Source organism: Pseudomonas sp. B21-056 (assembly GCF_026016325.1).
GTDB lineage: Bacteria > Pseudomonadota > Gammaproteobacteria > Pseudomonadales > Pseudomonadaceae > Aquipseudomonas.
In genome coordinates this window covers 1623899-1649061 of sequence record NZ_CP087203.1, presented here as the reverse complement: position 1 = coordinate 1649061, position 25163 = coordinate 1623899, and the positions used below count along the sequence as shown (strand labels likewise).

The window sequence follows — 25163 nt, the reverse complement described above, 5'->3', positions numbered from 1 at the left end:
TGATGATCGGAGCAGATCATGCATAACAATAACGACAATAGCCTTACGCAAATCGAAACCAACGGAGTCGAACAGATCCCGGACCATGAACGCACCGCCGGCCCGGGCGACCTGTTTCGCCTGATCTTCGGCGGCGCCAATACCTTCGCCACCGCCGTGCTCGGCAGTTTCCCGGTGCTGTTCGGTCTGTCGTTCCAGGCCGGAGTCTGGGCGATTGTGCTGGGGGTGCTGGTGGGTTCGATCATTCTCGCGCCCATGGGCCTGTTCGGCCCGCTCAACGGTACCAACAACGCGGTGTCTTCCGGTGCGCACTTTGGCGTGCACGGGCGGATCGTCGGTTCGTTCCTGTCGCTGCTGACCGCCATCGCGTTCTTCTCGCTGTCGGTGTGGAGTTCCGGGGACGCGCTGATCGGTGGCGCCAAGCGCTTGATCGGCGTGCCGGAAACCGACCTGAGCCTGGGGCTGGCCTACGGCCTGTTCGCCCTGCTGGTATTGACGGTGTGCATCTACGGCTTCCGCTTCATGCTGTGGGTCAACCGCATCGCCGTGTGGGCCGCCAGCTTGCTGTTCCTGCTGGGCATTATCGCCTTCGCACCGAGCTTCGACAGCCAGTTCGCCGGCACCGTCGGCCTCGGTCAGCCGGGTTTCTGGGCCGCCTTCATCGGCGCGGCGCTGGTGGCCATGAGCAACCCGATTTCCTTCGGCGCGTTCCTCGGTGACTGGTCGCGCTACATCCCGCGCCACACCCCCAAGCGGCGCATCATGGCAGCGGTGATCGCCGCGCAACTGGCGACACTGATTCCGTTCCTGTTCGGCCTCGCTACCGCCACCATCGTGGCGATCAAGGCACCGGACTACATCGCGGCGAACAACTACGTGGGCGGACTGCTGGCGGTGTCGCCGAGCTGGTTCTTCCTGCCGGTGTGCCTGATTGCGGTGATCGGTGGCATGTCCACCGGCACCACGTCGCTGTATGGCACCGGGTTGGACATGTCCAGCGTGTTTCCGCGAGTGCTGTCGCGGGTCAAGGCGACGCTGCTGATCGGCGTGCTGTCGATTGCCTTCATCTTCATCGGGCGCTTCGCCGCGAACCTGGTGCAGAGCGTGTCGACCTTCGCCGTGCTGATCATCACCTGCACCACGCCATGGATGGTGATCATGATCATTGGCCTGCTGGTGCGCCGCGGCTTCTACTGCCCGGATGACCTGCAAGTGTTCACCCGCGGCGAAACCGGCGGCCGCTACTGGTTCAGCCACGGTTGGAATTGGCGCGGCCTGGGGGCGTGGATTCCCAGCGCACTGGTGGGGTTGTGCTTCGTCAACCTGCCGGGGCAGTTCGTCGGGCCACTGGGCGAGCTGGCCGGGGGCATCGACATCAGCCTGCCGGTGACCCTGGGTCTGGCTTCGGTGGTGTACCTGGGGTTGCTGGGGCTTTTTCCAGAACCGGCGGCGGTGTATGGCCCATCCCCCACTACTCAGGCGGACGCAAAACCTGTGGCGAGGGGATTCATCCCCGCTGGAGCGCGCAGCGGTCCCCAACCCTGACTCCTCGGTGTGCCAGACAAATTGAGTTGAATGTTTTGGGGCCGCTTCGCAGCCCAGCGGGGCGGTGCGACGTTTCGATAAATCCCCTCGCCACAAAGGCAGCACACACCCCGACCTCACTATAAAAAAGACAATCGGAGACACGCCATCATGGCTTTGGATTTAATCGTCGTTCTCATCTACGCCGCCGGCATGATCGCCCTCGGCTGGTACGGCATGCGCCGCGCCAAAACCCGTGACGACTACCTGGTCGCCGGGCGCAACCTGGGCCCGGGCTTCTATCTGGGCACCATGGCCGCCACCGTACTGGGCGGCGCGTCCACCATCGGCACCGTGCGCCTGGGTTATGTCCACGGGATTTCCGGGTTCTGGCTGTGCGGCGCCATCGGCCTGGGTATCGTCGGCCTGAGCCTGTTCCTCGCCAAGCCGTTGCTCAAACTGAAGATCTACACCGTCACCCAGGTGCTGGAGCGCCGCTATAATCCGGCCGCACGCCACGCCAGTGCGTTGATCATGCTGGTGTATGCGCTGATGATCGGCGCCACTTCGACCATCGCCATTGGCACCGTCATGCAGGTGCTGTTCGGCCTGCCCTTCTGGGTCTCGATCCTGGTGGGCGGCGGTGTGGTGGTGCTGTATTCCACCATCGGCGGCATGTGGTCGCTGACCCTCACCGATATCGTGCAATTTTTGATCATGACCGTCGGCCTGGTGTTCCTGCTGATGCCGATGTCCATCATGGACGCCGGCGGCTGGGATGCGATGGTGGCGAAACTGCCGGCCAGCTACTTCGATTTCACCGCGATCGGCTGGGACACCATCGTCACGTACTTCCTGATCTACTTCTTCGGCATCTTCATCGGCCAGGACATCTGGCAGCGGGTGTTCACCGCCCGCAGCGAAGGCGTGGCAAAAGTCGCCGGCACCGCCGCCGGTTTGTATTGCGTGCTGTACGGCCTGGCCGGGGCGCTGATCGGCATGGCGGCCAAGGTGTTGCTGCCGGACCTTGCCAACGTCAACAACGCTTTTGCCAGCGTGGTCCAGACCAGCCTGCCCAGCGGTATTCGCGGGCTAGTGGTGGCCGCGGCACTGGCTGCGTTGATGTCCACCGCCGCAGCGGGCCTGCTCGCGGCCTCGACCACGGTGGTTCAGGATCTGCTGCCCCGCTTGCGCCAGGGCCGTGAAAACACCGGCGGCGATGCCCATGAAAACCGCATCGCGACCCTGTTGATGGGCGTGGTGGTGCTGGGCATCGCCCTGGTGGTCAGCGACGTGATCAGCGCCCTGACCCTGGCCTACAACCTGTTGGTGGGCGGCATGCTGATCCCGCTGATCGGCGCCATCTACTGGAAACGCGCCACCACGGCGGGCGCCATCACCAGCATGTCACTGGGCTTCCTGACCGCGCTGTTCTTCATGCTCAAGGACGGCCTCGACGCCAACACGCCGATCTACTACAGCCTGGGCGTGGCGCTGGTGAGTTTTGTGGTGGTGAGTGTGTTGTCGCCACGGGCGAATGTGGTGGCGAAGACGGTTTGATTATTGGTAAACGACTGTGGGAGCGAGCCTGCTCGCGATGGCGGCGTATCAGCTACGACTTATGCTGCTGATACAACGCATTCGCGAGCAGGCTCGCTCCCACAAAAAATAGACCTGACAGGTAATCAGCGGCGACGCGGCTGGCGGCGGCGTTGCTCGTCATCGGTGCGGATCGGGATCGGCTGCATGGGCGGTTCGATCAGGCCGAGTGCGACACCCAGGTCGTGAAGCCAGTTCTGAATTTTCTCTTTCATCGTGGTGCCCCCTCAGGGTCATGCGAGCGGCAGATTTCTGTGGCCCCTTCGCGTTGATAATAGTCCGATGTGCTGCGCAATGCTCGTCTCTGTTTGCAATGATCTGTTACTGAATTGATCCAAATCCCACCCCCGTAGTTCAAGCCGATTGGGCCGTCGCCACGGGCGTCCGCGGCCAGGCCTGTTGCTGCAACTCGATCCAGGCGTTCAGGTTGGCCCCGACCATGCCCTTGCGCCACATCAGCCAGGTGGTGGCACTGGCAAACGGCTCGGCCAATGGATGCACCGTCACCCGCTCGCGGCCCGGCATGCTGGCCAGCATCGACTCGGACAACAACGCCACCCCGGAGCCGGCGATCACGCACGCCAGCATCCCCTGATAAGACTCGATCTCCATCGCCCGGCCCATGGTCGCGTGGTCATGGGCAAACCAGGCCTCCAGGCGCATGCGATACGAACAGCCCCGGCGAAAGGTGAACACCGAGCGGCCCTGGACATCCAGCGCACTGCGCACCGGCGGATGATCGGCCTCGGTAATCACCACCAATCGCTCGTCGCACAACGGCACGCCGTCCAACCCCGCCAGCTCCAGCGGGCCATCCACCAACGCCGCATCGAGACGCCCGGTGAGCAAGCCTTCGAGCAATTCCCCGCTGGGCCCGGACTGCACTTGCAGGTTCACCGCCGGGTACGCCCGGTGATAACTGGCCAGCAGGTCCGGCAGGTGAATCGCCGCCGTGCTGTACATGGTGCCCAGCACAAACTCCCCGGCCGGTTGGCCGCCCTGCACGGCCGCATGGGCTTCGTCGTGCAGGGCAAAGAGCTTGGTCGCATAGTCCAACAGGACTTTTCCCGCCGGCGAAAGCTGCAAGCGCTGACGCTCCCGTAGGAAAAGATCCACGCCCAACTGCTCTTCGAGCTGCTTGAGCCGGGTCGACAGATTCGACGGCACCCGGTGCAGGCGCTCGGCGGCTCGGGTGATGGACCCTTCCTCGGCCACGGCCTGGAAGATCCGCAACTGGCTGAACTCCACGACATTCTCCAAAAAGGAACAAGTTACTCACTATTATTCATTTTTAATGAAAGTCAATCGGTTCTAGCCTGACGGTCATTCGCCTCAACGTGGAGAACGATCATGTCGCCCCTTATTCGCCTGCTCGCCAGCTTCATCGCTTTGATGATGGCCATGGGCATCGGCCGCTTCGCCCTTACACCTCAGTTACCTCATCTCATCGGCGAAGGTCAGATCGACTTGACCGCCGCCGGTCTGATTGCCGCCGCCAACTACCTGGGTTATTTCCTCGGCGCGCTGGACGCGATGTTCGCTCGCCGCCCGGAACAGGTGCGCCGGCGTTTGCTCGGTGGCCTGTGGCTGTGCGTGCTGCTGACCCTGGCGTCGTTCTGGGCCTGGGGCTTCTGGCCGCACCTGGCGCTACGCTTCGGCACCGGCGTGGCGAGTGCCTGGGTGCTGGTGATGATCACGGCACTGAGCCAACCCTTGGCCGCCGCGGCGGGACAGCCACGGCTGGGGGCGCTGGTATTTGCCGGACCGGGGCTGGGGATTTTTCTCACAGGCCTGCTGGCCTTGGGCTCGAACCTGTTGGGCCAGACGTCCGCCACGCTGTGGCTGGTGTATGCCGGTGTGGCTCTGGCGATGCTGCTGGTGGTGCTGCCGATCCTGCCACAACCCGCCGCAGTCGCGACCGTTGCGCCGCCGGCCGGCTCATCGCCGAACCGTGGCATTGCCCGGCTCGGCGTGGTGTATGCCTTGTACGGCGTGGGCTACATCATTCCCGCCACGTTCCTGTCGCAGATGGCCTCGGCGCAATTCCACGGCCAATGGCAGGCCGACCTGTTCTGGCCCTGCTTCGGCCTGGCCGCCGCCCTCGGCGTGTTGCTGGTGAGCCTGCGTCGGCCAAACCCGAACAGCACCGGTCGCTGGCTGATCGGCACGTTATGGCTGCAGGCCGCCGGGGTGTTCGCCTGCCTGCTGGGCAGCGGGCCGGGGTTGGCGCTGGGGGTGATCCTGTGTGGCGCGCCGTTCCTGGCGTGCATGCAACTGGTGATGCTGCGCTCCCGGGAACTGGCCCCCCACGCCACCCAGCGCAACGCCGGGCTGTTGACTGCGTGCTTTGCCGTGGGCCAACTCAGCGGGCCGTTGCTGGCGGCGCTGAGCAGTCACTTCAGCGGCGGCCTGCAACCGGCGTTGGTGGTTGCCGGCTGCGGTCTGGTGCTGGCTGGCGGATTGCTGCTGCGACCGGCTCGCCAGAGCGCGGTGAACCCCTGCGCCCAAACCGCCCTGCGCTGATCAGGCCCGGCCGACCGAGCTGAACGAGGAGTTCAGTTGGGTCGCCCGCTCACGCCGCGCCAGGGCGAAATACAACACCCCGCCGAGGAAGCAACCGGTGAACCAGGCAAAGTTGGCCATCGGTTGCAGCAGCGGCGTGAAGGTGATCGCCACCCCCATCAGCGTCGCCGGAACCAGCGCCTTGACCGCCGTCCAGTTGATGCCGCCGCTGTAGTAATACCGCCCGCTCGGCCCGTCATTGAACAGCGCGTCGACGTCGATCGCCTGCTTTTTGATCAGGTAGAAGTCCACCAGCAGAATCCCGAACAGCGGGCCGATGAAGGCCGCCAGCACGTCCAGGGTGTAATGGATCACTTCAGGATTGTTGAACAGGTTCCAGGGCGTGATGAAAATCGACGCCAGCGCAGCGATCATGCCACCGGCACGCCAACTGATCTTGCTGGGCGCGACGTTGGCGAAATCGAAGGCCGGCGATACGAAGTTGGCAACAATGTTGATGCCGACGGTGGCGGTGACGAAGGCAAAGGCGCCGAGCAGCACGGCCACGCTGTTGTCGATGCGCGCCACGGTGGCGATCGGGTCATGGAGCATTTCGCCGAACACCGGCAGGGTCCCGGACACAATCACCACGGTGACCAGCGAGAACGCCAGGAAATTCACCGGCAGCCCCCAGAAATTGCCCCGGCGCACGTCAGACATGCTCCGGCAGTAGCGACTGAAATCGCCGAAATTCAGGGTCGGCCCGGAAAAGTACGACACCACCAGCGCCGTCGCTACGATCACTTGACCGAACGCCTGCCAGCCGGACAGGGACTTTTCCGCCAGGGTAAAGCTGATGTTGCTCCAACCGGCCTTCCACACAATCCAGCCGGCCAGCAAAAACATCACCGCGTAGACCACCGGCCCGGCCCAGTCGATGAAACGGCGGATCGACTCCATGCCCGTCCAGAACACCAGCGCCTGGACGAACCACAGGCTGAGGAAACCAAACCAGCCCAGGTAAGACAAACCGACAAAATGCGGCGTCGCATAGGCTTCCATTGTAGGAAAGAACCGCAGCACCACGATGATCAGCGCACTGGACGCCAGGTACGTCTGAATGCCGTACCACGCCACGGCGATCAAGCCACGAATCACCGCAGGAATGTTCGCCCCGAACACCCCGAACGCCAGCCGGCAGATCACCGGATACGGCACCGCCGCCTGCTGGCTCGGCTTGGCCACCAGATTGGCGATCACCTGCACGATGCAGATCCCGCCCAACAGCGCGATCAACACCTGCCAACTCGCCAGCCCCAGCGCGAACAGGCTGGCGGCGAACACATAGCCACCGACGCTGTGCACATCACTCATCCAGAACGCGAAGATGTTGTACCAATTCCATTTCTGCGGCAGCGGGCCCAGGTCTTCGTTATAGAGGCGGGGGCTGTAGCCGTTGGGTAATTGCTCGGACATCGCGGGGCTCCTTATGAGTTCCACCGTGCCCCCGAGACGACCTGCTCACCACACTGCGCACGGGAGCCGGCATGGTTTGTATACGAAGCGCTACGCAGAATGCGTGCCATAGGCGGGGAATATGAGACAAACCGAGGTGTATGGCGGGGTTTGATAGCGGGCAGGAAGGGACATACGCCCACGAACAGGGCGCGAGTGCATGCTAAAGGTGCAAGATTTTGTATACAGCCAGATCAAAGGGTCTGACTCAGCTTTTGTGGCGAGGGGATTTATCCCCGCTGGGCTGCGTAGCAGCCCCAAGACAGCCAAGTTGTTCTGCCTGGCACACCGAGGTGTCAGGTTTTAGGGCTGCTACGCAGCCCAGCGGGGATAAATCCCCTCGCCACAAAAGCATCCTTTCCGACACAGATTCTGTTGTCGGCTGAAAGATCAACTCAACTCAATACGATCCGCATGAATAACAATCTGCCCATTCTTGTACAGCGCACCAATGGCCTTCTTGAAGTTGCCCTTGCTCACGCCAAACAGGCTGCTGATCAGCGCCGGATCGCTCTTGTCGCTGACCGGCAGGGTGCCGTTGTTGTCACGCAACTTGGCGAGGATCTTGGCATTCAGGCTGGTGGCGGCTTCCTGGCCGACCGGTTGCAGGCTCAGGCTGATCTTGCCGTCCCCACGGATTTCCTTGATGTAACCTTTTTCCTGCTTGCCGGGGCGCAGGAACTTGAAGACTTCGTTCTTGTGGATAAGTCCCCAGTGGCGGTTATTGATGATCGCCTTGAAGCCCATGTCGGTGGCTTCGGCAACCAGCAGGTCCACTTCCTGGCCCGGCGCGTAGTTGGCCGGCGTCTTGTCCAGGTGACGGTCCAGCCGCGCCGTAGCGGTGATGCGGCGGGTATGCTTATCGAGATAGACGTGCACCACGCAATAATCCCCGGCCGTCATCTGGCGTTTCTCTTCCGAGAACGGCAGCAACAGATCCTTGGGCAGGCCCCAGTCGAGGAACACGCCGATGCTGTTGACTTCAACCACTTTCAGACTGGCGAATTCACCGACCTGGACTTTGGGTTTTTCCGTGGTCGCGATCAGTTTGTCGTCGCTGTCCAGGTAAATGAAAACATTGAGCCAGTCTTCATCTTCACTGGGAATATCCTTGGGGATATAACGATTGGGCAAAAGGATTTCGCCGTCCGCACCACCGTCCAGATATAAACCGAAGTTCGTGTGTTTAACCACTTGCAAACTGTTGTAGCGACCGACTAAAGCCATTTCCGAATACCCTCATTGCGTGGGCGGCATTCTACCCGGTTTTGCGGTGCGATTCGTGACCGGCAGGAAAGCGTCCCTTCCGAGAATCAGCCACTCGTCAGGCAGACCACGTCCCATGCGGCCGATGCGCACAGGCCGGTCGACGTTACACTTCCCTGTTGGTTGTTATTTAAAACAGTGGCTTAGGGCAATGACCGTGGCATAAATCCGCCACTTGCCCAACCCTGTCCAGATCATTCAGCGGGATATCGACCAAGCAAGGGTCATGTATTTCCTGTACGATGCCTGGCCCAATTAATTATCGACAGGTTAATGGCCGCCATGCGCGTAAAAGCATCCCACAGCAAAGCAAAGCCAGCTCCAGCCGTTGAAACCAGCGAATCGATCAACGATCAGATTGCTGCGTTCCTCAAGTCCGGCGGTGAAATCCAGCAAATTGCCAAAGGCGTCAGCGGCCAGACATTCGGCCCGTCCAAGCAGATCAGCCTGGGCAAAAAGTAAACCCCGCATCACCTGGTCCCAAAGCGCTTTGAGCTTCGAAGCGCTTGGACTGGAACCCTCCCCCGCCACATCTCCCTCGTAAAAATCGACGAACGGCCTTCACCGCCGGATATTCGTCGGTATGCTTGCACCTCTCTAGCTCAAGTGCTCCAGCTTGTCCTGCTCCTCGCTATTCACGGAGTGAAGCATGCGCCTTCCCATTGTCCTGCTGAGCATCAGCCTGCTGGCCTGTCCCCCTGCCCACGGACAGATTTTCCAACGCGAACTCGGCGACTTTGACCTGAAGCTCGGCACCAGCCCCAGCCGCAGCATGGCCCAAGGCCTCGTCACGCCGTCGAGCACCGGCTCATTTCATGGCGGCCTGGACCTGAGCCACGACAGCGGCTGGTACTTTGGCCAATGGTCACCCAGCGCCGGCCTGACCTCGTCCGCCGACCTCGAGGTGGATTCCTACATGGGTTTTAAACAGCCCTTCGACCAGACCCTGGGCTATGAAGTCGGCCTGATCCACTACAGCTACCCCACTGTCGACACCCTCGACAGCCAGGAACTCTATGGTGGCCTGACCGTGCTCGGCAGTCGTTTCGGCGCAGCCCTGAGCAACGATCCCGACAAACAGAACAGCACGCTGTTCGCCGACCTGGGCGGTAACGTGCCGTTCGGCATCGGCGTCAGCGCCAAATACACCACCCATCAGCTCAACACACCGGTTTCGGTCGAGAACGGCTACGTAGGCAGTTTCAGCGACTGGTCGTTGAAAATTTCCCGTCCGTGGCGGGGCATCGACCTGGACCTGATCTACAGCGACTCCAGCCTCAGCGGTAGCAGCTGCTCGGCCTATTCCGGCCACAACAGCGAATGCGACGGCCTGCTGACCCTGAAGATGGCCCACCCGTTTTACTAAGGGTTACGTATTCACTCGGCTGAACTGCCGCGCGCCTGCCATGCTCAAACAAAACACCGATGGCTTCGCAAGGACTCGCTCATGTCGCGCTGGTTTATACGCACCGCCACCTTTATCGCCCTGCTGCTGTTGCTCACGGCCTGCAGCCGTATCGGCCTGGCCTACCGCAACCTCGACCTGATCATCCCCTGGACCCTCAATGACTACCTGGAGATCAACGGCGAGCAAAAGGACTGGTTCAACGAACGCCTCAAGGAACACCTGAGCTGGCACTGCACCACGCAACTGCCGGGTTACCTCGACTGGCTGGACCGCTTGAAAACCATGGTCCAGACCGATCAGGTGAGCGACGAAGCGCTACAACAGCGCACCCGGGAAGCCAAGGCCGCCATCGCCGAAACCGCTCGAGAGATCACTCCGTCCGCCATCGAACTGCTGCAAGGCCTGAACGACGAACAAGTCGCCGACATGGACGCCGCCTTCATCAAGGACCAGCGCAAACGCCAGCAGGATTACCTCAAGCCGTCGCTGCAACAACAGATCCAGGAACGCAGCGAACGCATGGAGAAACGTCTGAACGACTGGCTCGGCCCCCTCAACATCGCCCAACGCCAGCGCGTGGTGGCCTGGTCCACCGCCCTGGGCGACCAGAACCAGCAATGGATCGCCAACCGCGCCCATTGGCAGAACCAGTTCAGCGCCGCCGTGGCCCAGCGCCACAACCCGGACTTCCCGAAACGCATCGAGCAACTGCTGGTCAACCGCGAAAGCCTCTGGACACCCGCCTACCGCGAGGCCTACAACAAAACCGAAGCCCAGGCCCGCAGCCTGCTGGTAGACCTGATGGCCGACAGCACCCCGCCCCAACGCGAACGGCTGTTGAAGAAAATCGACGGGGTGAAGAAGGACTTTACCGACTTGAAGTGCCTGAAAGCCGCAAAAAACTGAACAAACACGCTCTCTCAAACACAGAAAAACCCTGTGGGAGCGAGCCTGCTCGCTCCCACAAGTGTTGTGTACAACCCTCAGGCAATCTGCGCCTTCGAAGCCAGATCATCAAAGGTAAACTCATCCAGCGCATCCTCCTGCTCATCCAGCACCTGGCGCGGATGATCATTCCCGGGAATGCTGCTGTCGATCAGGCTCAACAACCGCGAACCCCGCACCGTCAGCACGAAATTCTCACCATTGCCGCCCTCTTCCTCCGGCCGAGGCTCAATGAAGCCACGCTCCAGCAGCAACTTTTCGTACTCCCCGGCGACCGCTTTCAGATGATCGAGGTTCTCGATGTCCTCACCCGCGGCCGCTTTCGCCGCCGCGTACTCCTCCGCATAAGGCCGAGGCGTAAAACTGTGGCCGGCGCCGTTCTGCACCTCGTGCAACAACCGTTCGATCAAGTCCCAGTTATAAGTCGTCATCCTGGTCCATCCTCCAAAGAGTGAGATGCCTACCTAAGGTGTGACCGAGGCGCCACGCCACCGTTCAGCCAGGCTTCCAGGCGGACCGTCTGGCCAACCGACCAACGGTCTGTCGAATTCGTCCAAGGCCAGACGACCACTTGTTGAACAGCCCTGCCCCTAGGAGAAATCACCATGAACGTAGAGAATCATCCCGTCGTCTCGCGGGAAGAATGGCTCAAGGCTCGCCAACAACACCTGGCCCACGAAAAAGCCTTCACCCGCGAACGCGACAAACTCAGCGCCGAACGCCGCGCCCTGCCCTGGGTCAAAATCGACAAACCCTACCGCTTCCAAGGTCTCCATGGCGAACTCAGCCTGACCGACCTGTTCGGCGGCCGCAGCCAACTGATCGTCTACCACTTCATGTTCGGCCCTGGCTGGAAAGAAGGCTGCCAGGGCTGCTCCTTCCTCTCCGACCACATCGACGGCGCCAACCAACACCTATCCCACCACGACGTCGCCATAGTAGCCGTCTCCCGCGCCCCGTTCGCCGAATTCCAGCCATTCAAACGCCGCATGGGCTGGGCCTTCGACTGGGTCTCTTCAAACGGTTGCGACTTCAACTACGACTTCGGCGTCAGCTTCAAAGCCGAAGACACCGCCGCCGGAAAGGCCACCTACAACTACGAAAAAACCGACACCGCCGAAGGCGAACTCCCCGGCCTGAGCGTCTTCTATCGCAACGAAGCCGGCGAGATCTTCCACACCTACTCCACGTATGCCCGGGGTTTGGACATGCTGGTCGGGACTTACCACTACCTTGACTTGACGCCGAAGGGTCGTAATGAGGACGAGATCATGGACTGGGTACGGCATCACGATAAATACGAGGACACCAAGCCCAACGGCTGCTGCCACGGTTGATGCAGGGCATTCACCTACCGCCCAGTCGAGCAAAGCTCCCGTGGCGAGGGAGCTTGCTCCCGCTCGACTGCGCAGCAGGCGCCTGCGGTGCCAGAACCAACACCACCGCTTGGATGTGATTGGGAGACGATTGCGGGCGCAGGAATAGGAGCAATGAAACGGGCGACCTGATTCGCCCGTTTCATTGTTGGATCCTTTATTACCGGTGGTTTTGCTGCGCTTGCATGTACTGACGCAGAAGTTGATTGATGCGCGTCTGGTAACCAGCGCCCTGCCCCTTGAACCACTCCAGCACATCGGCGTCGAGGCGAATGGTCACTGCTTGTTTTGTCGGAACACGCAGCTCCGCGCGACGAAAGAAATCCTCTCCCAATTCGGGAATGTCGCTAGTGTCGATGTCTTCGTCATTGATTCTGGCCAAGCGCTCCCAGTCAGTCTTCGATGCTTTTGACATATAGTTTGGCCTCCTGCTGAGTGGATTTTCGGGCTGAGATGATACGGATGACATCGCCACGCCGTTCGGTATACACGACCACGCCAATCAACACCTTGATCCAGCCAATTGCGATCCAGCGATCTTCGTCGTAATCCGCTCGGTAATCGTGCAGAACCAGCACAGAATGCTGGAAGACGGCCGGAACGTCGTTGAAGTCGATACCGTGTTTGCGGATATTGGCTCGGTTCTTCTCTTCGTCCCATTCAAACCGCATGGGACGCCCTGTACTTACTTACGTACATACACAATACTCTTCTCGACAGGAATGCGAAGCCCCTGGTGGGCCCATAATCGTGGTTGGTCCTCGACGTCTCGCAATGGAAGCGAAAGACAAAAGCGTAGGGAACGCATTTCCGAGGGACAACCCTAAAAAGTCGTGGGATGTTTCGTTGCTCGACAGCTCAGCAAGCGTCTTCGCTGTCTAAGCAGAGCCAAAGCTGACCGCCACCTAAGCAAGGTCCTACAAAAGGCTCGGAAAGCGGTGTCTTGTGACCCAGGAACCGACAAGCCTATAGTCCCCCATCGCCCACATGGCGACTCGGGTTTGGCGACCTGAACAACGAGGGTCATCCATTAACCGAGGCTCTTACCATGACTAAATACATGCCCATCACCGGCGTCGACTGCACGCCGGCTACCTTGCTCATCGACACCGAAGCTCCGCTCGATGTCCTCTTCGAAACTGCCGATTACCGTATTCGCACCGTGACTCAGGTGTTGGAGAACATCGCGTTTCGTTCGGATATCAGCTCCGACACCGTCGTGCTTTCCGACTTCTGCAAACTGCTGACAGTATCATTGCGCGATGGGTGTGATGTGATGGATGTGATTGGACGGCGATTGCGAGCGCAGGCGGCGGAGTAATGGAAATGGGCAGCCAGAGGGTTGCCCATTTCCCATCCCACCAGTGGAATGGCAGAGCACGACTTGAGACTGAAATGACGCAGCAACGGATAAGGGCAATCAGGGCCGTGACATGGAAATCGTGCACCAGATATGCAAACGTGGAGAACCCAGAATGGTTGAGACGTTTACAGAATTCGATCCAACAGAGTATCTCTACACTCCCGAGGCTATTGCGGAGTTCATGAGCGACGCCCTCGAAACCGGTGATGCAGGCTATATAGCTAAAGCCATGGAAGTGGCCGCACGCACCAAAAAAAATGACCAAACGTGCTGAAATTCCTCAGGACCAGACCACGATTAACAGGCGAGCGAATTTTCAGTCAACTCATAATCGTAGTCTATTCCTGAGCAACTCTTTATCTTTACTTGGAACGAATCACAATCGTAGACGCTAGCATGTCACCGAGCCTTTTCCGTGAGCCAAAGAAAATAAACACCCAATCAAAAACACTTAGAAACGGCGTCGTGATGTTACGCATAAAAGACTGATATAGATTGCAACTCAAGTAACTACGCTCATCAATCACTGTCATTCCTAATAGTTTTTTCCCCACGCTTTGACCGTTTGGCATCGCATCGGAAAACAGGTAATACGCTGCACCTGAACCTAAAGCCAAGAGACCGACCACGTTTGGCGGAAAACCAATATATCGGGCTATCAGCCCTACAATGTAGAACAGCAAAAAAGTAACGATTGAGTCAATTATCTGCCCTCCCCACCTACGCCCAAGCCCAGCCAGGTTATTAGGCTTCTGATACTTGCTTTGGGTACTGTTAACTTCCATGGGTACTGCTCCATTGACGTATAAATGTAAGAATATCGGCACAGCAAAATTTGCGCCTCTCTCGACAAATCTAGTGTGATTGATTGGGCATCTTTCTCCTTCGGGGTCAGCCCTGTCCCTCATACCGGATGTCAAAAAAGCTGAAAAAGGGAAACGAACGCTCCCCTTTCCATCTCTTGTCTCTACTTGACAGCAGTCACAGTCGTAACAGGAATACGCTGCTGAGGCTGCGTGGTGTCATAGACATGCAGTTCACAGCCCTGCCCCACAAACTGAAACTCCGCCAGATAAACCTTACCCTTCCCCGGCGTGAACCTGGTGTTGATCGGGCCACAGCGGTAGCCACTGTTGATACTTGCACCACTGGCGTAACCTGATACCTCGAATGGCTGATCGGGATCAGCTTGTACTTCCAACTGTGGGAAGTGTTTCAAGGTTGCGCTGTGGGTTGCTTCGTTAAGCTTGGCAATCCAGCCGAACACCTTGCCACGACCGGAATCCACTACGGTTCCTCGCACATCCATGCGCTGATCTGGGTCGTTGGCCCGCCTAATCGAAAACTCAACGGGGTACGTAGCGCCCGAAGCTTTCATAATGACTTTGGCATGCAGGGCATCGACGGTTACCTTGTTCTGCTGGAGCTGGACACCTTCATTGAGCAGGCTGGGGGAAGAGTCTCGGACATTGGATTTGCAACCTGGTAGCGTCAAGATCAGGCTCAATACCAGCAGTGTAGTTTTTTTCATTAATGCTCCTAGCGCATTATTAATAGTTGAATAGAAACAAGGAGAACCACACTCAATCGTACCCTCTCGATAAAGCATGGCTTGAGCCTGATGAATCGATGCAACGGATTTAGAGATAGTTTGGAACTACTCAGGAACAGGCTACGATTAAAAAGCGAGTTGGTTTTTAGTCAATTCATAATCGCGATCCATCCTGCTAAGAATTTCCTCTCTCGCTTGTTCGCCCGCTAGTTATCGTTCAACCCACACAGAATAATAAAATCTGAAATCGGCATTTCTACGCCGCCATCCTCTCCTGAATCGAGAACATCTTGAATAACAACTACCCCTTTCAAAAAATCAAACTCAACATCAAAACAATTGAACTCACATTGCCTAGCTAAACTTTATCAGAGTCAGCTCGTTGCTGAAGAGCCCGGGGGTCAGCTCCATCTTCGCCTGGTTCGACGGCAGGCGATTGAGCTGGTCGACCATCTGCTCGATTTCCCGCAGGTTGACCAGCTCGCCGGTCTTGCCGGGAAACGCCATCGCCAATTCACGCTCCGACAATTGGCTGTTTTCGGCGCCTTTCAAACCCTCGAGGCGGCCCTCGACCACCAGCACTTGCAGGTGCCCGCTGGAGAGGTCCTGCTGCGGCAAGTAGGCACGGCTGGTGACCAGGCCTTTCTCGATGTAGTGGTCGGTGATGGCCTTGAGCAGTTCATTGAGCTGGGGCACACCCAGGCATTGGCCGATGTAGGGCTGGAGCAGACGCTTGCGCTCACTGGCGGAAAGGCTGTCGGCGCCCTTGAGTTCGACGGTCTTGATGGGAAAGCAACGGGTGTCGACCGGGGCGGCCGGCTGGACAGGCCTGGCCTCTTTTCCGGGCAAGTCCTTGAGTTCCTCAAGACGCCGGCGCTGCTCTTCGAGCAAACGATCCTGGCGTTCGCGGATCAGGTCGGTTTCACCGGGAGTGGGGGCGGCGTGAGCCAGGGTAAGCGGAGAAAGGCACAGCAAAGCCAGGCACAACCTCGCCCAAAGGGCGGGTGAGGACATGTTCGATCCCTCGAAATCAAAGTGATATCAAAATAGCGGCGCGATACTAGATAGCCACTATTCCGACGTCAATTAAATATTCGAGTTTTGAAGCGACTGTTGGAACCGTTGATCTGAAATCAGACGCTTCCCATACGGGGTAAGGCCAGTTCCAACGGCGCAGAGCGCTGTGGGAGCAAAGCTTGCTCCCACAGCCGTTCGAGGTGTTTGCCTGCTACTGACTCGCCTTCTCGATAGCTTCTTTGTTCTGAGGCCCGAAAGAGTATTTCTGGGCCCGTTCCTTCATCGTGCGCGGGTCCGGCAAGCCTACGGTCTCCGGGTTCGCAAAGCCGGTTTTGTTACCGAGCATAGGATTGATGGCATCGAACAGAAAACTGAAACCTTGCTTCAGCGAACTCTGGGCGATGCCGTGACACCCCATGCAACCGCCCATGGTCAGGCTTTTAGTGCTGTGATCATAATCCGGCACGTTGATGTTCGGTTGGTTGCGGGCATTGGTCAGGGTGTTGTCATTCCGGATCGGGAATACGTTGCTGCCACGAAACAGCTGAATCCCCGGCTGGCTGCTTTCGACCATGATATTGGCCAGGTAGTAATCCGGGTCGGTTTGAGTGCTCGACGGGATGGCCTGCACGCCTTTAAGCCGATAGTGCTTCCAGACCGAATTGTTGAATTCGCTGCTGCCGTCCATGAGCTGTTTGACCTGGTTGTTCACCGCTTCAACTTCGGAATAAACAGTCAGCGGTTGCACCACACGGATCGGGCCGGCCTGCCCCTCGGGGATCCCGTTGCTGTTGGAGTAGACACCAGGATTCTTCGAAGTGGCGACGAGACCTGGGTTCGGCAAAGAAACCGTATAAGTTTTGTTGCCGTCAGAGAAAGTGGCGGTCGGGGGATTGTTTGTAGTATCGAGACCGGGATAGGCAATCTTGTCGTAGTTGGCAATGTAGTAGAGTCCGCTCGGCGACTTGCCATCGGACAAGGTCAGGGCATCCTCGTGCTCGAACGTGGCGAATATGAAAGTCGGGTAGTTGGGCGTCTTGTGGATGATATGCAGGGCGACCAGCGCGTAGTCTTCATTGTGCGCCACCGGCACATCATCTTTGCCCTGATAGGTCACCACCGTCGCCGTATGGTAGCGCGCACGATTCTGTACCGGAATGTCTGCCAGTTTGCGCCAAGCCGCCTTGACCTCCACCGCGCCGTCGGGCAGCACAATATGCTCCGGAAAACTGCTCAAGGTTTTCGCGTACTCGTAAACGACCGGGTTAGCCTTGGCCTCGAACAGGATCTGGCTGTCGCTCGAAGGGGCATAGTCGTCGCCTGTCTTCGCCGCATTGGGCGGGTTGACCGGGAAAAATATCGCGTTCTGCCCTATCTGGGTCGCCTCGTCCAGATTGTTGTAATGGGCAAAGGTGGCGCCTGCTGCCAGAGGTATACCGTTGGGGAAGTTGATATAGCTGTATTGCGGGTCGGAACCAAACGGACGCATAGGACCGCCTGCGGAGTTTTTCTGCTTTTGTGCCGCCGGAAACAGCTCGGTACGGTGAGCAAAGGTTTGCCACAACAAGGGGTTGGGAGATTTTGACACCTTGCCCGAATCCGCAAAGCTGCTGCCGGGATTGCCGACGCCACGGTTGGCCGGTAACGGGGTCTTGGCGGTATTGTTCAGGGCGAAAAAGCTCCGCCAGGCGAAGGTTGCATAGTCGGTATGGCTGAGCCCCGTCGCCAGGTCCGCAGGCAGTTGCGGGTTGTCCGCCGTCAGATCGCTGGTGGTGATGGCATAGGAAACGCCCAATCCCGGCGCGCTCGTCAAGACCCCGAAGGACTTGGAAAAATAGGGGCTCCAGTTGACCCCGTCGGTTGAAGCAAACGTGTTGGCGCCACTGCTGATAAAAATGCGGTTGCCGATCATTGTTGCACGGCTCAGGAGAAGCTCATTGGTTATACCCGACAGCGCTTGCTCATCGCCCCAATGACCACTGCGGTCGTAAGCACGCACGGCCAGATGGCCAACGTCATAAGAGTAGTAAAGCAACAGCTCACCGTTAAAAACCACCGGCACTACGCTCAGGATCCTGTAGGCGTTTGCCTTGAACCCGAGATTTGGCTGGCTCCACTGAAGGCCGTCGTCCGAGGTTACGTAGTAAACAGTGCTGTCGTCCTCCTCGCAGTAGAAGACAAACAATTGCCCGTTGTACACCACAGGACTGTTATAGGCGGCATCACTGCTGCCCGTGACAGGGTTCACGTCGGACCAGGTCATGCCATCTTCGGAACTGATGCTGTTTATCTGAGCCTGGTTGGTAAAGGTCAGTATCAGCTTTTGTTTGAACACCGTTACTGAAACGTTACCCAAGATACTGCCGACGGGGATGGGTTGTGGAGGAGACCAATTATTCCCCTCCACCGAAGTGGAAAAATAGATATGAGCGGTATCACTATCGCCGACCCAGAACATGTACAGCTTGCCTTTGAACGACTGCACCGCGGGTGTAAACAACCCAACTGAAGTGGCGGGCACGCTGCTGGTTGCAGATGGTTTTCCATTGATGGCATCAGGGCTATCGAATACATCCACTTCGATCCCCACACCTTGTTGCGGCGTGGCAATGATCACACTTTCCGCATAAGTCGATGAGACCGCGAACACGCTGCACAGGCACAACATCAGGCGACTGAATATCGCTCTCAGGGTCATGGCTTTCATTCCTTTGAATAATCCTTTTTCAAGGAGCGACCCAGCGTTGCAGGCGCAACGCTACCGGTCGTTTTTTCCATGGTAGACGACTGTTTAATAACGGCCAGGGGCATTGCGAAAAGAAGTCACCCGGACCGCGGCCAATGAACTTTCCACTCGACATCGGCCTCAACCCATTACCTGCCCAACAAGGAATACGAGGCCCACCATGAAAACCCTCCTGACATTCACCCTCGCCGCCACGCTCACCTGCGCCCTGCCCGCCTGGGCCACTTGCACCCCGGAAGAAGCCACCGCCAAGCGTGAACAACTGGCCCAGGAAGTGACCAGACTCACCCAACAGAACCCGGCCAAGGCCAAGGAGATGAATGATCAGTTGCAGGCCATGGATCTGGAGACAGCCAGCAAGGACGTGCCGGACAAGTGCCAATTGATTGATAAGCGCTTGGAGGAACTGAAGGATGCCGGGAAGAAGGCTGAATAGAGGCGGTGCATGGCTCCGCTTTTGTGGCGAGGGGATTTATCCCCTCGCCACAGAGTTTGTGTAGATGGAATGGAATGCGCATAAAAAAACCGGACCCAAGGTCCGGTTTTTCATGATGTGCTACAGACGACTCACTCAGCCGCCGGCGCTTGCGGCTTGCGGCGCTTGAGTGGGGCCATGCCGTCCTTGCTGACCAGCGACGGGGCTTCGGTCTTCGGACGGTTGGCGGTCTTGCGCTTGGTCGGGGCCTTGGCGGCGGCTTTCTTCTTGTCGCCCTTGGCGTCGACCTTTTTCTTCTTCGCGCCAACGGCCTTGCCCGAAGCCTTGACCTTTTTCGGTCCGCCGTAGGTGCCTTTGACTTCCTTGATCGTACGGCGCTCGAAGCTCTGTTTGAGGTAGCGCTCGATGCTCGACATCAGGTTCCAGTCGCCATGGCAGATCAGCGAGATCGCCAGGCCATCGTTGCCGGCACGACCGGTACGGCCGATGCGGTGCACGTATTCGTCACCGCTGCGGGGCATGTCGAAGTTGATGACCAGGTCCAGGCCTTCCACGTCCAGGCCACGGGCGGCGACGTCGGTGGCCACGAGGATCTTCACGCCGCCTTGCTTGAGGCGATCGATCGCCAGCTTGCGGTCCTTCTGGTCCTTCTCGCCGTGCAGCACGAACGCCTTGTATTCCTGTGCCACCAGGCGACCGTAGATGCGGTCGGCCATGGCCCGGGTGTTGGTGAATACGATGGCTTTTTCGTAGGTTTCGTTGGCGAGCAGCCAGTTCACGATCTGCTCTTTGTGCTGGTTGTGGTCCGCCGTGATGATCTGCTGGCGGGTGGTGGAGTTCAGTTGGCTGACCGCGTTGAGCTGCAAGTGCTCCGGGTTGTTCAGCACCTTGGCGACCATCTCCCGCAGGCCCGAGCCGCCGGTGGTGGCGGAGAACAGCATGGTCTGCTGGCGGTTGGCGCACTCGTCTACCAAGCGCTGCACGTCTTCGGCAAAGCCCATGTCCAGCATGCGGTCGGCTTCGTCCAGCACCAGCACTTCGACTTCCTTCAGGTCGAGATTACCGGCGTTCAGTTGTTCGATCATCCGCCCCGGCGTACCGATCAGAATGTCCGGCACCTTGCGCAGCATGGCGGCCTGGACCTTGAAGTCTTCGCCGCCGGTGATCAGGCCGGACTTGATGAAGGTGAACTGCGAAAAGCGCTCGACTTCCTTCAAGGTCTGCTGAGCCAGCTCACGGGTCGGCAGCAGGATCAGGGTCTTGATGCTGACACGAACCTTGGCCGGGCCGATCAGGCGGTTGAGGATCGGCAACACGAACGCGGCGGTCTTGCCACTGCCGGTCTGCGCCGTCACCCGCAGGTCACGCCCCTGGAGCGCGAGCGGAATGGCCGCTGCCTGCACCGGCGTTGGCTCGACAAATTTAAGCTCGGCCACGGCTTTGAGCAGGCGTTCGTGCAGGGCGAATTCGGAAAACACGGGTGCTACCTCGAAGAAATGCAAAAAAACAGCTGCATAGGGTAACGGTTTCGAGCGCGAAGGCCGAGTTTCTTTATACAAACGGCGACAATCAGTGGCTTTTTTCACGGCCGACTCGCCATCAACGGTCACTTCGGCAGGCTTAAATGCTCTAATCCCCCGTCGAATTTCAATAGAAGACCCGTTTCGCCCATGGACATCAAACAGCTCTGGCTCAACATCCAAGACCTCTGGGGTGCCCTCGACCAGCACCCACTCCTGCATTCCGGCCTCGCCCTGGTGTTGCTGCTGACCATTGCCCTGGTGCTCGGACGCGTGGCGCGTTACCTGATCCTGCACGGCGCCAAACTGCTCGGTCGCCAGCCGGCCCTGCATTGGGTCAACGACCTGCGCCACAACAAGGTCTTCCATCGCCTGGCGCAGATGAGCCCGTCACTGATCATCCAGTTCGGCCTACCCCTGATCCCTGGACTGAGCAAGACCAGCCTGGTGTTCCTCGGCAATGTCGCCACGGCCTTCACCATCCTGTTCATGGTGCTGACCCTCAGCGCCCTGCTCAACGCCCTGCTGGATGTCTACGCCCGCACCGAACACGCCCGCACGCGCTCGATCAAGGGTTACGTGCAACTGACGAAAATGGTGCTGTACGTGTTCGGCGCGATCATCATCGTCGCGACCTTGATCGACCGTTCGCCGTTGTTGCTGCTGTCGGGCCTGGGTGCGATGTCGGCAGTGATCCTGTTGGTCTACAAGGACACCCTGCTGTCGTTCGTCGCCAGCGTGCAACTGACCAGCAACGACATGCTGCGGGTCGGCGACTGGATCGAAATGCCCCAGGTCGGCGCCGACGGTGACGTGGTGGACATCACCCTGCACACGGTCAAGGTGCAGAATTTCGACAAGACCATCGTCTCGATTCCCACGTGGCGGTTGATGTCCGAGTCGTTCAAGAACTGGCGCGGCATGCAGCAATCCGGCGGACGCCGAATCAAGCGCAGCCTGTTCATCGACGCCAGCGGCGTGCGTTTCCTGCATGATGAGGAGGAACAGCGCCTGACCCACGTGCGCTTGCTTACCGACTACATCAGCCGCAAGCAAGCCGAACTCAAGGCCTGGAACGAAGCTCAGGGCAACGTTGCGGCGATGTCGGCCAACCGTCGACGGATGACCAACCTGGGCACCTTCCGCGCCTATGCCCTGGCGTACTTGAAGAGCCACCCCGAAATCCAGCCGAACATGACCTGCATGGTCCGCCAGATGCAAACCACAGCCCAGGGCATCCCGCTGGAAATCTACTGCTTTACCCGCACCACCGTGTGGGCCGACTATGAGCGCATCCAGGGGGATATTTTTGATTACCTGCTGGCAGTGATGCCGGAGTTCGGGTTGAACCTGTATCAACAGCCTAGCGGCATGGATTTGCGTTCGGGGTTACTGCCGGCGGTGTTGGGGGCAAGTCATATTCCGGAGGGGCAGAAGCAGGTGGTCTGAAATCACCGCTGATCCCTGTGGGAGCCGAGCTTGCTCGCGATGGCGGTGGGTCAGTCAACCTCTCAATTGAATGCACCACCGTCATCGCGAGCAGGCTCGCTCCCACAGGTCATGCGCCATACCCGGAAGCAATAAACACCACAAATCCCATGTGGGAGCGAGCCTGCTCGCGATAGCAGTGGGTCAGTCAACATCCATTCTGAATGTGCCGCCGTCATCGCGAGCAAGCTCGGCTCCCACAGGTCATGCGTCATATCCAAAAGTCATGAACACCACAAACCCCTGTGGGAGCGAGCCTGCTCGCGATTGGCAATACCAGTCGACATTGATGTCGGCTGACAGATTGCTATCGCGAGCAGGCTCGCTCCCACAGGGGTTGTAGCTATTTTTTAATTACTTGGCCTGACGCTGCGGTGCTTTGTGCACCATGCTGTAGGCGTAGTCCACACCCATCCCATAAGCGCCGCTGTGTTCCAGGACCAGTCCCATGACCGCTTCGTAAGTCTCTTTGTGTGCCCAGTCACGTTGGTATTCCAGCAGTACTTGTTGCCAGGTCACCGGCACCGCACCGGCCTGAATCATTCGCTGTACCGACATATCATGGGCTTCTTTGGTGGTGCCGCCGGAGGCGTCGGTGACGATGTACACCTCGTAGCCTTCAGCCAGTGCTTCCAGTGCCGGGAAGGTCAGGCAGACCTCGGTCCACAGCGCCGCGATGATCAGTTTCTTGCGACCGGTAGCCTTCACCGCGTCGACCAGCGCCTTGTCTTCCCAGGAGTTCATCGAGGTGCGCTCGATAGGTTTCTGATCCGGGTGGACCGCCAGCAGTTCAGGCCAGATGTAGCCGCTGAAGCTTTCGGTTTCGACCGAGGTGTAGATCGTCGGCACGTTGAAGATCTTCGCCGCCTTGGCCAGGCCGACGGTGTTGTTCTTCAAGGTCTGACGGTCGATCGACTGTACGCCGAAGGCCATTTGTGGCTGGTGGTCGATCAGGATCAGGGCCGAGTTGGTTGGGTTCAGCAGTTCGCGGTTAGACATGATGTGTTCCTTTTTAATTTATAAATTTCAATAAGTTAGGGTTTGTCGACGTTCGCTTCAGCGGTGATTTCGTCGGCATGGGTGTACTTTAGGGGCTAGCCATGAAAGGGACAATCACCTAAAGTCGAGAATCATTGATTCTAAATAAGGGACAATAATGGACCGCATCGAATGCATGCGCGCCTTCGTCGTCACCGTGGGCGAGAACGGCTTCGCAGCAGCCGCCCGGGCCATGGACGTACCGAGGTCGAAAGTCAGCAAGCAGATTCAGGCGCTGGAAGAAGCGATCGGCGTGCAGTTGCTGCAACGCACCACGCGCAGCCTGCATCTCACCGAGGCAGGCGCCGAATATTTCGATGCGGCCCGGGAGGTTTTGGCGGCGCTGGATGAGGCCGAGCAGCGGGCACGGGATGGGATCGGTGAATTACGCGGGGTGTTGCGGGTCAACGCGCCGATGTCGTTCGGCCTACGTCGGCTGGGCAAGCTGATTCCGCTGTTCCACGAGCGCCATCCGAACATCGAGCTGCAAGTGGTGCTCAGCGACCAGCAGGTCGACCCGGTGCGCGGCGGTTTCGACGTGACCATTCGCATCGCCAGCATGCCCGACTCGACCATGATCGCCCGGCAACTGGCGCCGGCACCACGCATCATGGTCGCTGCCCCGGCGTATCTCGAACGTGCGGGCGTCCCGCAGACGCCCCAGGACCTGCGCACCCATCAGTGCCTCAACTACGGTTACCTGCAAAGCGGCGTGAGCCTGCAATTGAGCAATGGCAAGGAGACGCAACGAGTCAATGTCACCGGCCCCTTGCACGTCAACAACGGTGACTTGCTGGCGCAGGCAGCCGAGGCCGGCATGGGCATTGCGCTGCTGCCGGATTTCATCGTTGAAGACGGCTTGGCCGCCGGGCGTTTGGTGCCGGTGCTGTGCGAATGGCAAGCACCGGCGATCAGCATCAACGCAGTGTATTCGTCAGCCCGGCGCCTGCCGCAGAAAACCCGGGCCTTTATCGAATTCCTGGTCGAACAATTGGCGATTAGGCAACCTGCGGCTTGCGCAGGCTCAACCGACTGATCCACACCGCGAGCAGAATGACACCACCGCCCAGGAATAACCGGCCCAGTTCTTCGTGCTGGTTCCAGATCAAAAGGTTCAGCAACAGCCCCACCGGCACATGCAGGTTGTTCATCACCGCCAACGTTCCGCCGTGGACCAGGCACGCGCCCTTGTTCCACCAGTAGAGCCCCAACGCCGTGGAGACGAGGCCGAGGAACACCAGCACGCCCCATTGCAACGGTGCTTCGGGCCAGAAACTCGCCTTGCCGAACAACAGGAAAGCCGGCAACGCCACCGCCAGTGCACCCAGGTAGAAGTAGCCGAAACGCCGGTAATGCGGCAGGTCGCTCGGATGACGGGCCACCAGATGCTTGTACAACACCTGCCCGGCCGCGTAGGTGAAGTTGGCCAGTTGCAGCAGCAGGAAACCCATGAAGAAATCCGGGTTGATCCGGTCATAGCGAATCACCGCCGCACCGGCCACGGCCACCAGCGCAGCCACCAGTGCCCAGGGATTGAAACGGCGGTTCAGTGCGTCTTCGATCAGCGTCACATGCAGCGGCGTGAGGATGGTGAAGAGCAACACCTCCGGCACGGTCAACACCCGGAAGCTCAGGTACAGGCAGACGTAGGTCACGCCGAACTGCAAGGCGCCGATCAGAAGCATGCCGCGCATGAACGACGCCTCCACCTGGCGCCAGCGGGTCAAGGGAATGAACACCAGCCCGGCCAGCAGCACCCGGACCAGCACCGCGAAGTAGCTGTCGACGTGCCCGGCCAGGTATTCGCCGATCAAGCTGAAGGAAAATGCCTGGATCAATGTCACAAAAAGTAGATAGCCCATACGCCC

The 25163-nt window shown here is 59.0% G+C and carries 24 protein-coding genes and 2 pseudogenes; 12 read left to right on the top strand and 14 right to left on the bottom strand.

From position 1 onward, the window contains the following. Positions 1-15: 15 nt before the first annotated feature. Both LOY67_RS07420 and LOY67_RS07415 read left to right on the top strand, forming a co-directional pair. Entirely contained in the window at positions 16-1545 is a 1530-nt protein-coding gene (locus LOY67_RS07420) for a purine-cytosine permease family protein (protein WP_265067712.1), read from the top strand. Between the two features lie 150 nt (positions 1546-1695). Continuing rightward, positions 1696-3084, top strand: a complete 1389-nt coding sequence (locus LOY67_RS07415) for a sodium:solute symporter (RefSeq protein ID WP_265066600.1) — start codon at positions 1696-1698, stop codon at positions 3082-3084. A gap of 125 nt (positions 3085-3209) precedes the next feature. Here LOY67_RS07415 and LOY67_RS07410 read toward each other — a convergent pair whose 3' ends face one another. Then, complete coding sequence (locus tag LOY67_RS07410; protein WP_256222727.1) at positions 3210-3338, bottom strand: PA1414 family protein; 129 nt, start codon at positions 3336-3338, stop codon at positions 3210-3212. A 139-nt stretch (positions 3339-3477) separates the two neighbouring features. Beyond that, the gene (gene ptrR, locus LOY67_RS07405) at positions 3478-4371 is read right to left on the bottom strand and encodes a putrescine utilization regulator PtrR (protein ID WP_265066599.1); all 894 of its coding nucleotides are present in this window, start codon (positions 4369-4371) and stop codon (positions 3478-3480) included. Between the two features lie 102 nt (positions 4372-4473). Between ptrR and LOY67_RS07400 the strand changes: the two genes are divergently transcribed. Continuing rightward, complete coding sequence (locus LOY67_RS07400; RefSeq protein ID WP_265066598.1) at positions 4474-5646, top strand: MFS transporter; 1173 nt, start codon at positions 4474-4476, stop codon at positions 5644-5646. On the opposite strand, the gene LOY67_RS07395 is transcribed toward LOY67_RS07400, so the two are convergent. Both LOY67_RS07395 and LOY67_RS07390 read right to left on the bottom strand, forming a co-directional pair. Beyond that, a complete protein-coding gene (locus LOY67_RS07395) occupies positions 5647-7101 on the bottom strand; it encodes an NCS1 family nucleobase:cation symporter-1 (protein WP_265066597.1) in 1455 nt (484 codons plus the stop codon). A 429-nt stretch (positions 7102-7530) separates the two neighbouring features. Continuing rightward, the gene (locus LOY67_RS07390; protein WP_265066596.1) at positions 7531-8367 is read right to left on the bottom strand and encodes a S1 RNA-binding domain-containing protein; all 837 of its coding nucleotides are present in this window, start codon (positions 8365-8367) and stop codon (positions 7531-7533) included. 312 nt (positions 8368-8679) lie between these two features. Here LOY67_RS07390 and LOY67_RS07385 point away from each other — a divergent pair, with 312 nt between their 5' ends. From LOY67_RS07385 to LOY67_RS07375, 3 genes are all read left to right on the top strand, one after another. Then, complete coding sequence (locus LOY67_RS07385) at positions 8680-8868, top strand: hypothetical protein (protein WP_265066595.1); 189 nt, start codon at positions 8680-8682, stop codon at positions 8866-8868. Positions 8869-9055: 187 nt separating this feature from the next. Then, positions 9056-9772 carry a TorF family putative porin gene (locus LOY67_RS07380; RefSeq protein WP_265066594.1) on the top strand — a complete coding sequence of 239 codons (717 nt, stop codon included), beginning with the start codon at positions 9056-9058 and terminating at the stop codon, positions 9770-9772. Between the two features lie 81 nt (positions 9773-9853). Further along, entirely contained in the window at positions 9854-10720 is an 867-nt protein-coding gene (locus tag LOY67_RS07375) for a DUF6279 family lipoprotein (protein WP_265066593.1), read from the top strand. 77 nt (positions 10721-10797) lie between these two features. Here LOY67_RS07375 and LOY67_RS07370 read toward each other — a convergent pair whose 3' ends face one another. Continuing rightward, on the bottom strand, positions 10798-11190 hold the full coding sequence (locus LOY67_RS07370) for an Eisosome component PIL1/LSP1 family protein (protein WP_265066592.1): 393 nt from the start codon (positions 11188-11190) through the stop codon (positions 10798-10800). Between the two features lie 174 nt (positions 11191-11364). Between LOY67_RS07370 and LOY67_RS07365 the strand changes: the two genes are divergently transcribed. After that, entirely contained in the window at positions 11365-12096 is a 732-nt protein-coding gene (locus LOY67_RS07365) for a DUF899 domain-containing protein (protein WP_265066591.1), read from the top strand. Between the two features lie 199 nt (positions 12097-12295). Here the strand turns inward: LOY67_RS07365 and LOY67_RS07360 are convergent, their stop codons facing one another. Further along, complete coding sequence (locus LOY67_RS07360) at positions 12296-12550, bottom strand: BrnA antitoxin family protein (protein ID WP_265066590.1); 255 nt, start codon at positions 12548-12550, stop codon at positions 12296-12298. Beyond that, positions 12528-12806 (bottom strand): BrnT family toxin, encoded by a 279-nt coding sequence (locus tag LOY67_RS07355; RefSeq protein WP_265066589.1) that lies wholly within the window; start codon positions 12804-12806, stop codon positions 12528-12530. Before LOY67_RS07355 ends, LOY67_RS07360 begins: the two co-directional genes overlap by 23 nt. A gap of 377 nt (positions 12807-13183) precedes the next feature. Between LOY67_RS07355 and LOY67_RS07350 the strand changes: the two genes are divergently transcribed. Together LOY67_RS07350 and LOY67_RS07345 are read left to right on the top strand one after the other, a co-directional pair. Next, a complete protein-coding gene (locus tag LOY67_RS07350) occupies positions 13184-13456 on the top strand; it encodes a hypothetical protein (protein ID WP_265066588.1) in 273 nt (90 codons plus the stop codon). Between the two features lie 154 nt (positions 13457-13610). Beyond that, positions 13611-13751: pseudogene (locus LOY67_RS07345) on the top strand (transcriptional regulator); the annotation flags it as partial. A gap of 109 nt (positions 13752-13860) precedes the next feature. Here the strand turns inward: LOY67_RS07345 and LOY67_RS07340 are convergent. The 4 genes and pseudogenes from LOY67_RS07340 to LOY67_RS07325 form a co-directional block, all read right to left on the bottom strand. Then, positions 13861-14283, bottom strand: coding sequence for an RDD family protein (locus LOY67_RS07340; protein WP_265066587.1), 423 nt, complete (start codon positions 14281-14283; stop codon positions 13861-13863). 182 nt (positions 14284-14465) lie between these two features. Continuing rightward, positions 14466-15029, bottom strand: a complete 564-nt coding sequence (locus LOY67_RS07335) for a hypothetical protein (RefSeq protein WP_265066586.1) — start codon at positions 15027-15029, stop codon at positions 14466-14468. 414 nt (positions 15030-15443) lie between these two features. Beyond that, positions 15444-16064 (bottom strand): annotated as a pseudogene (locus tag LOY67_RS07330) (POTRA domain-containing protein); the annotation flags it as partial. Positions 16065-16278: 214 nt separating this feature from the next. Next, a complete protein-coding gene (locus tag LOY67_RS07325) occupies positions 16279-18774 on the bottom strand; it encodes a glycoside hydrolase (protein ID WP_265066585.1) in 2496 nt (831 codons plus the stop codon). A 199-nt stretch (positions 18775-18973) separates the two neighbouring features. Between LOY67_RS07325 and LOY67_RS07320 the strand changes: the two genes are divergently transcribed. Then, positions 18974-19249, top strand: coding sequence for a hypothetical protein (locus tag LOY67_RS07320; protein ID WP_265066584.1), 276 nt, complete (start codon positions 18974-18976; stop codon positions 19247-19249). Between the two features lie 131 nt (positions 19250-19380). Here LOY67_RS07320 and LOY67_RS07315 read toward each other — a convergent pair whose 3' ends face one another. Next, positions 19381-20727 carry a DEAD/DEAH box helicase gene (locus LOY67_RS07315; RefSeq protein WP_265066583.1) on the bottom strand — a complete coding sequence of 449 codons (1347 nt, stop codon included), beginning with the start codon at positions 20725-20727 and terminating at the stop codon, positions 19381-19383. A 192-nt stretch (positions 20728-20919) separates the two neighbouring features. Here LOY67_RS07315 and LOY67_RS07310 point away from each other — a divergent pair, with 192 nt between their 5' ends. After that, positions 20920-22218, top strand: a complete 1299-nt coding sequence (locus LOY67_RS07310) for a mechanosensitive ion channel family protein (protein ID WP_265066582.1) — start codon at positions 20920-20922, stop codon at positions 22216-22218. A 393-nt stretch (positions 22219-22611) separates the two neighbouring features. Here LOY67_RS07310 and LOY67_RS07305 read toward each other — a convergent pair whose 3' ends face one another. Beyond that, the gene (locus tag LOY67_RS07305; RefSeq protein ID WP_265066581.1) at positions 22612-23256 is read right to left on the bottom strand and encodes a hydrolase; all 645 of its coding nucleotides are present in this window, start codon (positions 23254-23256) and stop codon (positions 22612-22614) included. A gap of 157 nt (positions 23257-23413) precedes the next feature. On the opposite strand from LOY67_RS07305, the gene LOY67_RS07300 reads away from it, so the two are divergent. Beyond that, complete coding sequence (locus LOY67_RS07300; RefSeq protein ID WP_265066580.1) at positions 23414-24331, top strand: LysR family transcriptional regulator; 918 nt, start codon at positions 23414-23416, stop codon at positions 24329-24331. Here the strand turns inward: LOY67_RS07300 and LOY67_RS07295 are convergent. After that, a complete protein-coding gene (locus LOY67_RS07295; RefSeq protein ID WP_265066579.1) occupies positions 24294-25157 on the bottom strand; it encodes a carboxylate/amino acid/amine transporter in 864 nt (287 codons plus the stop codon). The genes LOY67_RS07300 and LOY67_RS07295 overlap by 38 nt on opposite strands. Between the last annotated feature and the right edge of the window lie 6 nt (positions 25158-25163).

Bases quoted from the DNA above. Each gene is read 5' to 3' on its own strand.
- LOY67_RS07415 (WP_265066600.1), top strand. From the start codon at position 1,696: ATGGCTTTGGATTTAATCGTCGTTCTCATCTACGCCGCCGGCATGATC.
- LOY67_RS07410 (WP_256222727.1), bottom strand. From the start codon at position 3,338: ATGAAAGAGAAAATTCAGAACTGGCTTCACGACCTGGGTGTCGCACTC.
- LOY67_RS07400 (WP_265066598.1), top strand. From the start codon at position 4,474: ATGTCGCCCCTTATTCGCCTGCTCGCCAGCTTCATCGCTTTGATGATG.
- LOY67_RS07395 (WP_265066597.1), bottom strand. From the start codon at position 7,101: ATGTCCGAGCAATTACCCAACGGCTACAGCCCCCGCCTCTATAACGAA.
- LOY67_RS07390 (WP_265066596.1), bottom strand. From the start codon at position 8,367: ATGGCTTTAGTCGGTCGCTACAACAGTTTGCAAGTGGTTAAACACACG.
- LOY67_RS07385 (WP_265066595.1), top strand. From the start codon at position 8,680: ATGGCCGCCATGCGCGTAAAAGCATCCCACAGCAAAGCAAAGCCAGCT.
- LOY67_RS07380 (WP_265066594.1), top strand. From the start codon at position 9,056: ATGCGCCTTCCCATTGTCCTGCTGAGCATCAGCCTGCTGGCCTGTCCC.
- LOY67_RS07375 (WP_265066593.1), top strand. From the start codon at position 9,854: ATGTCGCGCTGGTTTATACGCACCGCCACCTTTATCGCCCTGCTGCTG.
- LOY67_RS07370 (WP_265066592.1), bottom strand. From the start codon at position 11,190: ATGACGACTTATAACTGGGACTTGATCGAACGGTTGTTGCACGAGGTG.
- LOY67_RS07365 (WP_265066591.1), top strand. From the start codon at position 11,365: ATGAACGTAGAGAATCATCCCGTCGTCTCGCGGGAAGAATGGCTCAAG.
- LOY67_RS07360 (WP_265066590.1), bottom strand. From the start codon at position 12,550: ATGTCAAAAGCATCGAAGACTGACTGGGAGCGCTTGGCCAGAATCAAT.
- LOY67_RS07355 (WP_265066589.1), bottom strand. From the start codon at position 12,806: ATGCGGTTTGAATGGGACGAAGAGAAGAACCGAGCCAATATCCGCAAA.
- LOY67_RS07350 (WP_265066588.1), top strand. From the start codon at position 13,184: ATGACTAAATACATGCCCATCACCGGCGTCGACTGCACGCCGGCTACC.
- LOY67_RS07340 (WP_265066587.1), bottom strand. From the start codon at position 14,283: ATGGAAGTTAACAGTACCCAAAGCAAGTATCAGAAGCCTAATAACCTG.
- LOY67_RS07335 (WP_265066586.1), bottom strand. From the start codon at position 15,029: ATGAAAAAAACTACACTGCTGGTATTGAGCCTGATCTTGACGCTACCA.
- LOY67_RS07325 (WP_265066585.1), bottom strand. From the start codon at position 18,774: ATGAAAGCCATGACCCTGAGAGCGATATTCAGTCGCCTGATGTTGTGC.
- LOY67_RS07320 (WP_265066584.1), top strand. From the start codon at position 18,974: ATGAAAACCCTCCTGACATTCACCCTCGCCGCCACGCTCACCTGCGCC.
- LOY67_RS07310 (WP_265066582.1), top strand. From the start codon at position 20,920: ATGGACATCAAACAGCTCTGGCTCAACATCCAAGACCTCTGGGGTGCC.
- LOY67_RS07305 (WP_265066581.1), bottom strand. From the start codon at position 23,256: ATGTCTAACCGCGAACTGCTGAACCCAACCAACTCGGCCCTGATCCTG.
- LOY67_RS07300 (WP_265066580.1), top strand. From the start codon at position 23,414: ATGGACCGCATCGAATGCATGCGCGCCTTCGTCGTCACCGTGGGCGAG.
- LOY67_RS07295 (WP_265066579.1), bottom strand. From the start codon at position 25,157: ATGGGCTATCTACTTTTTGTGACATTGATCCAGGCATTTTCCTTCAGC.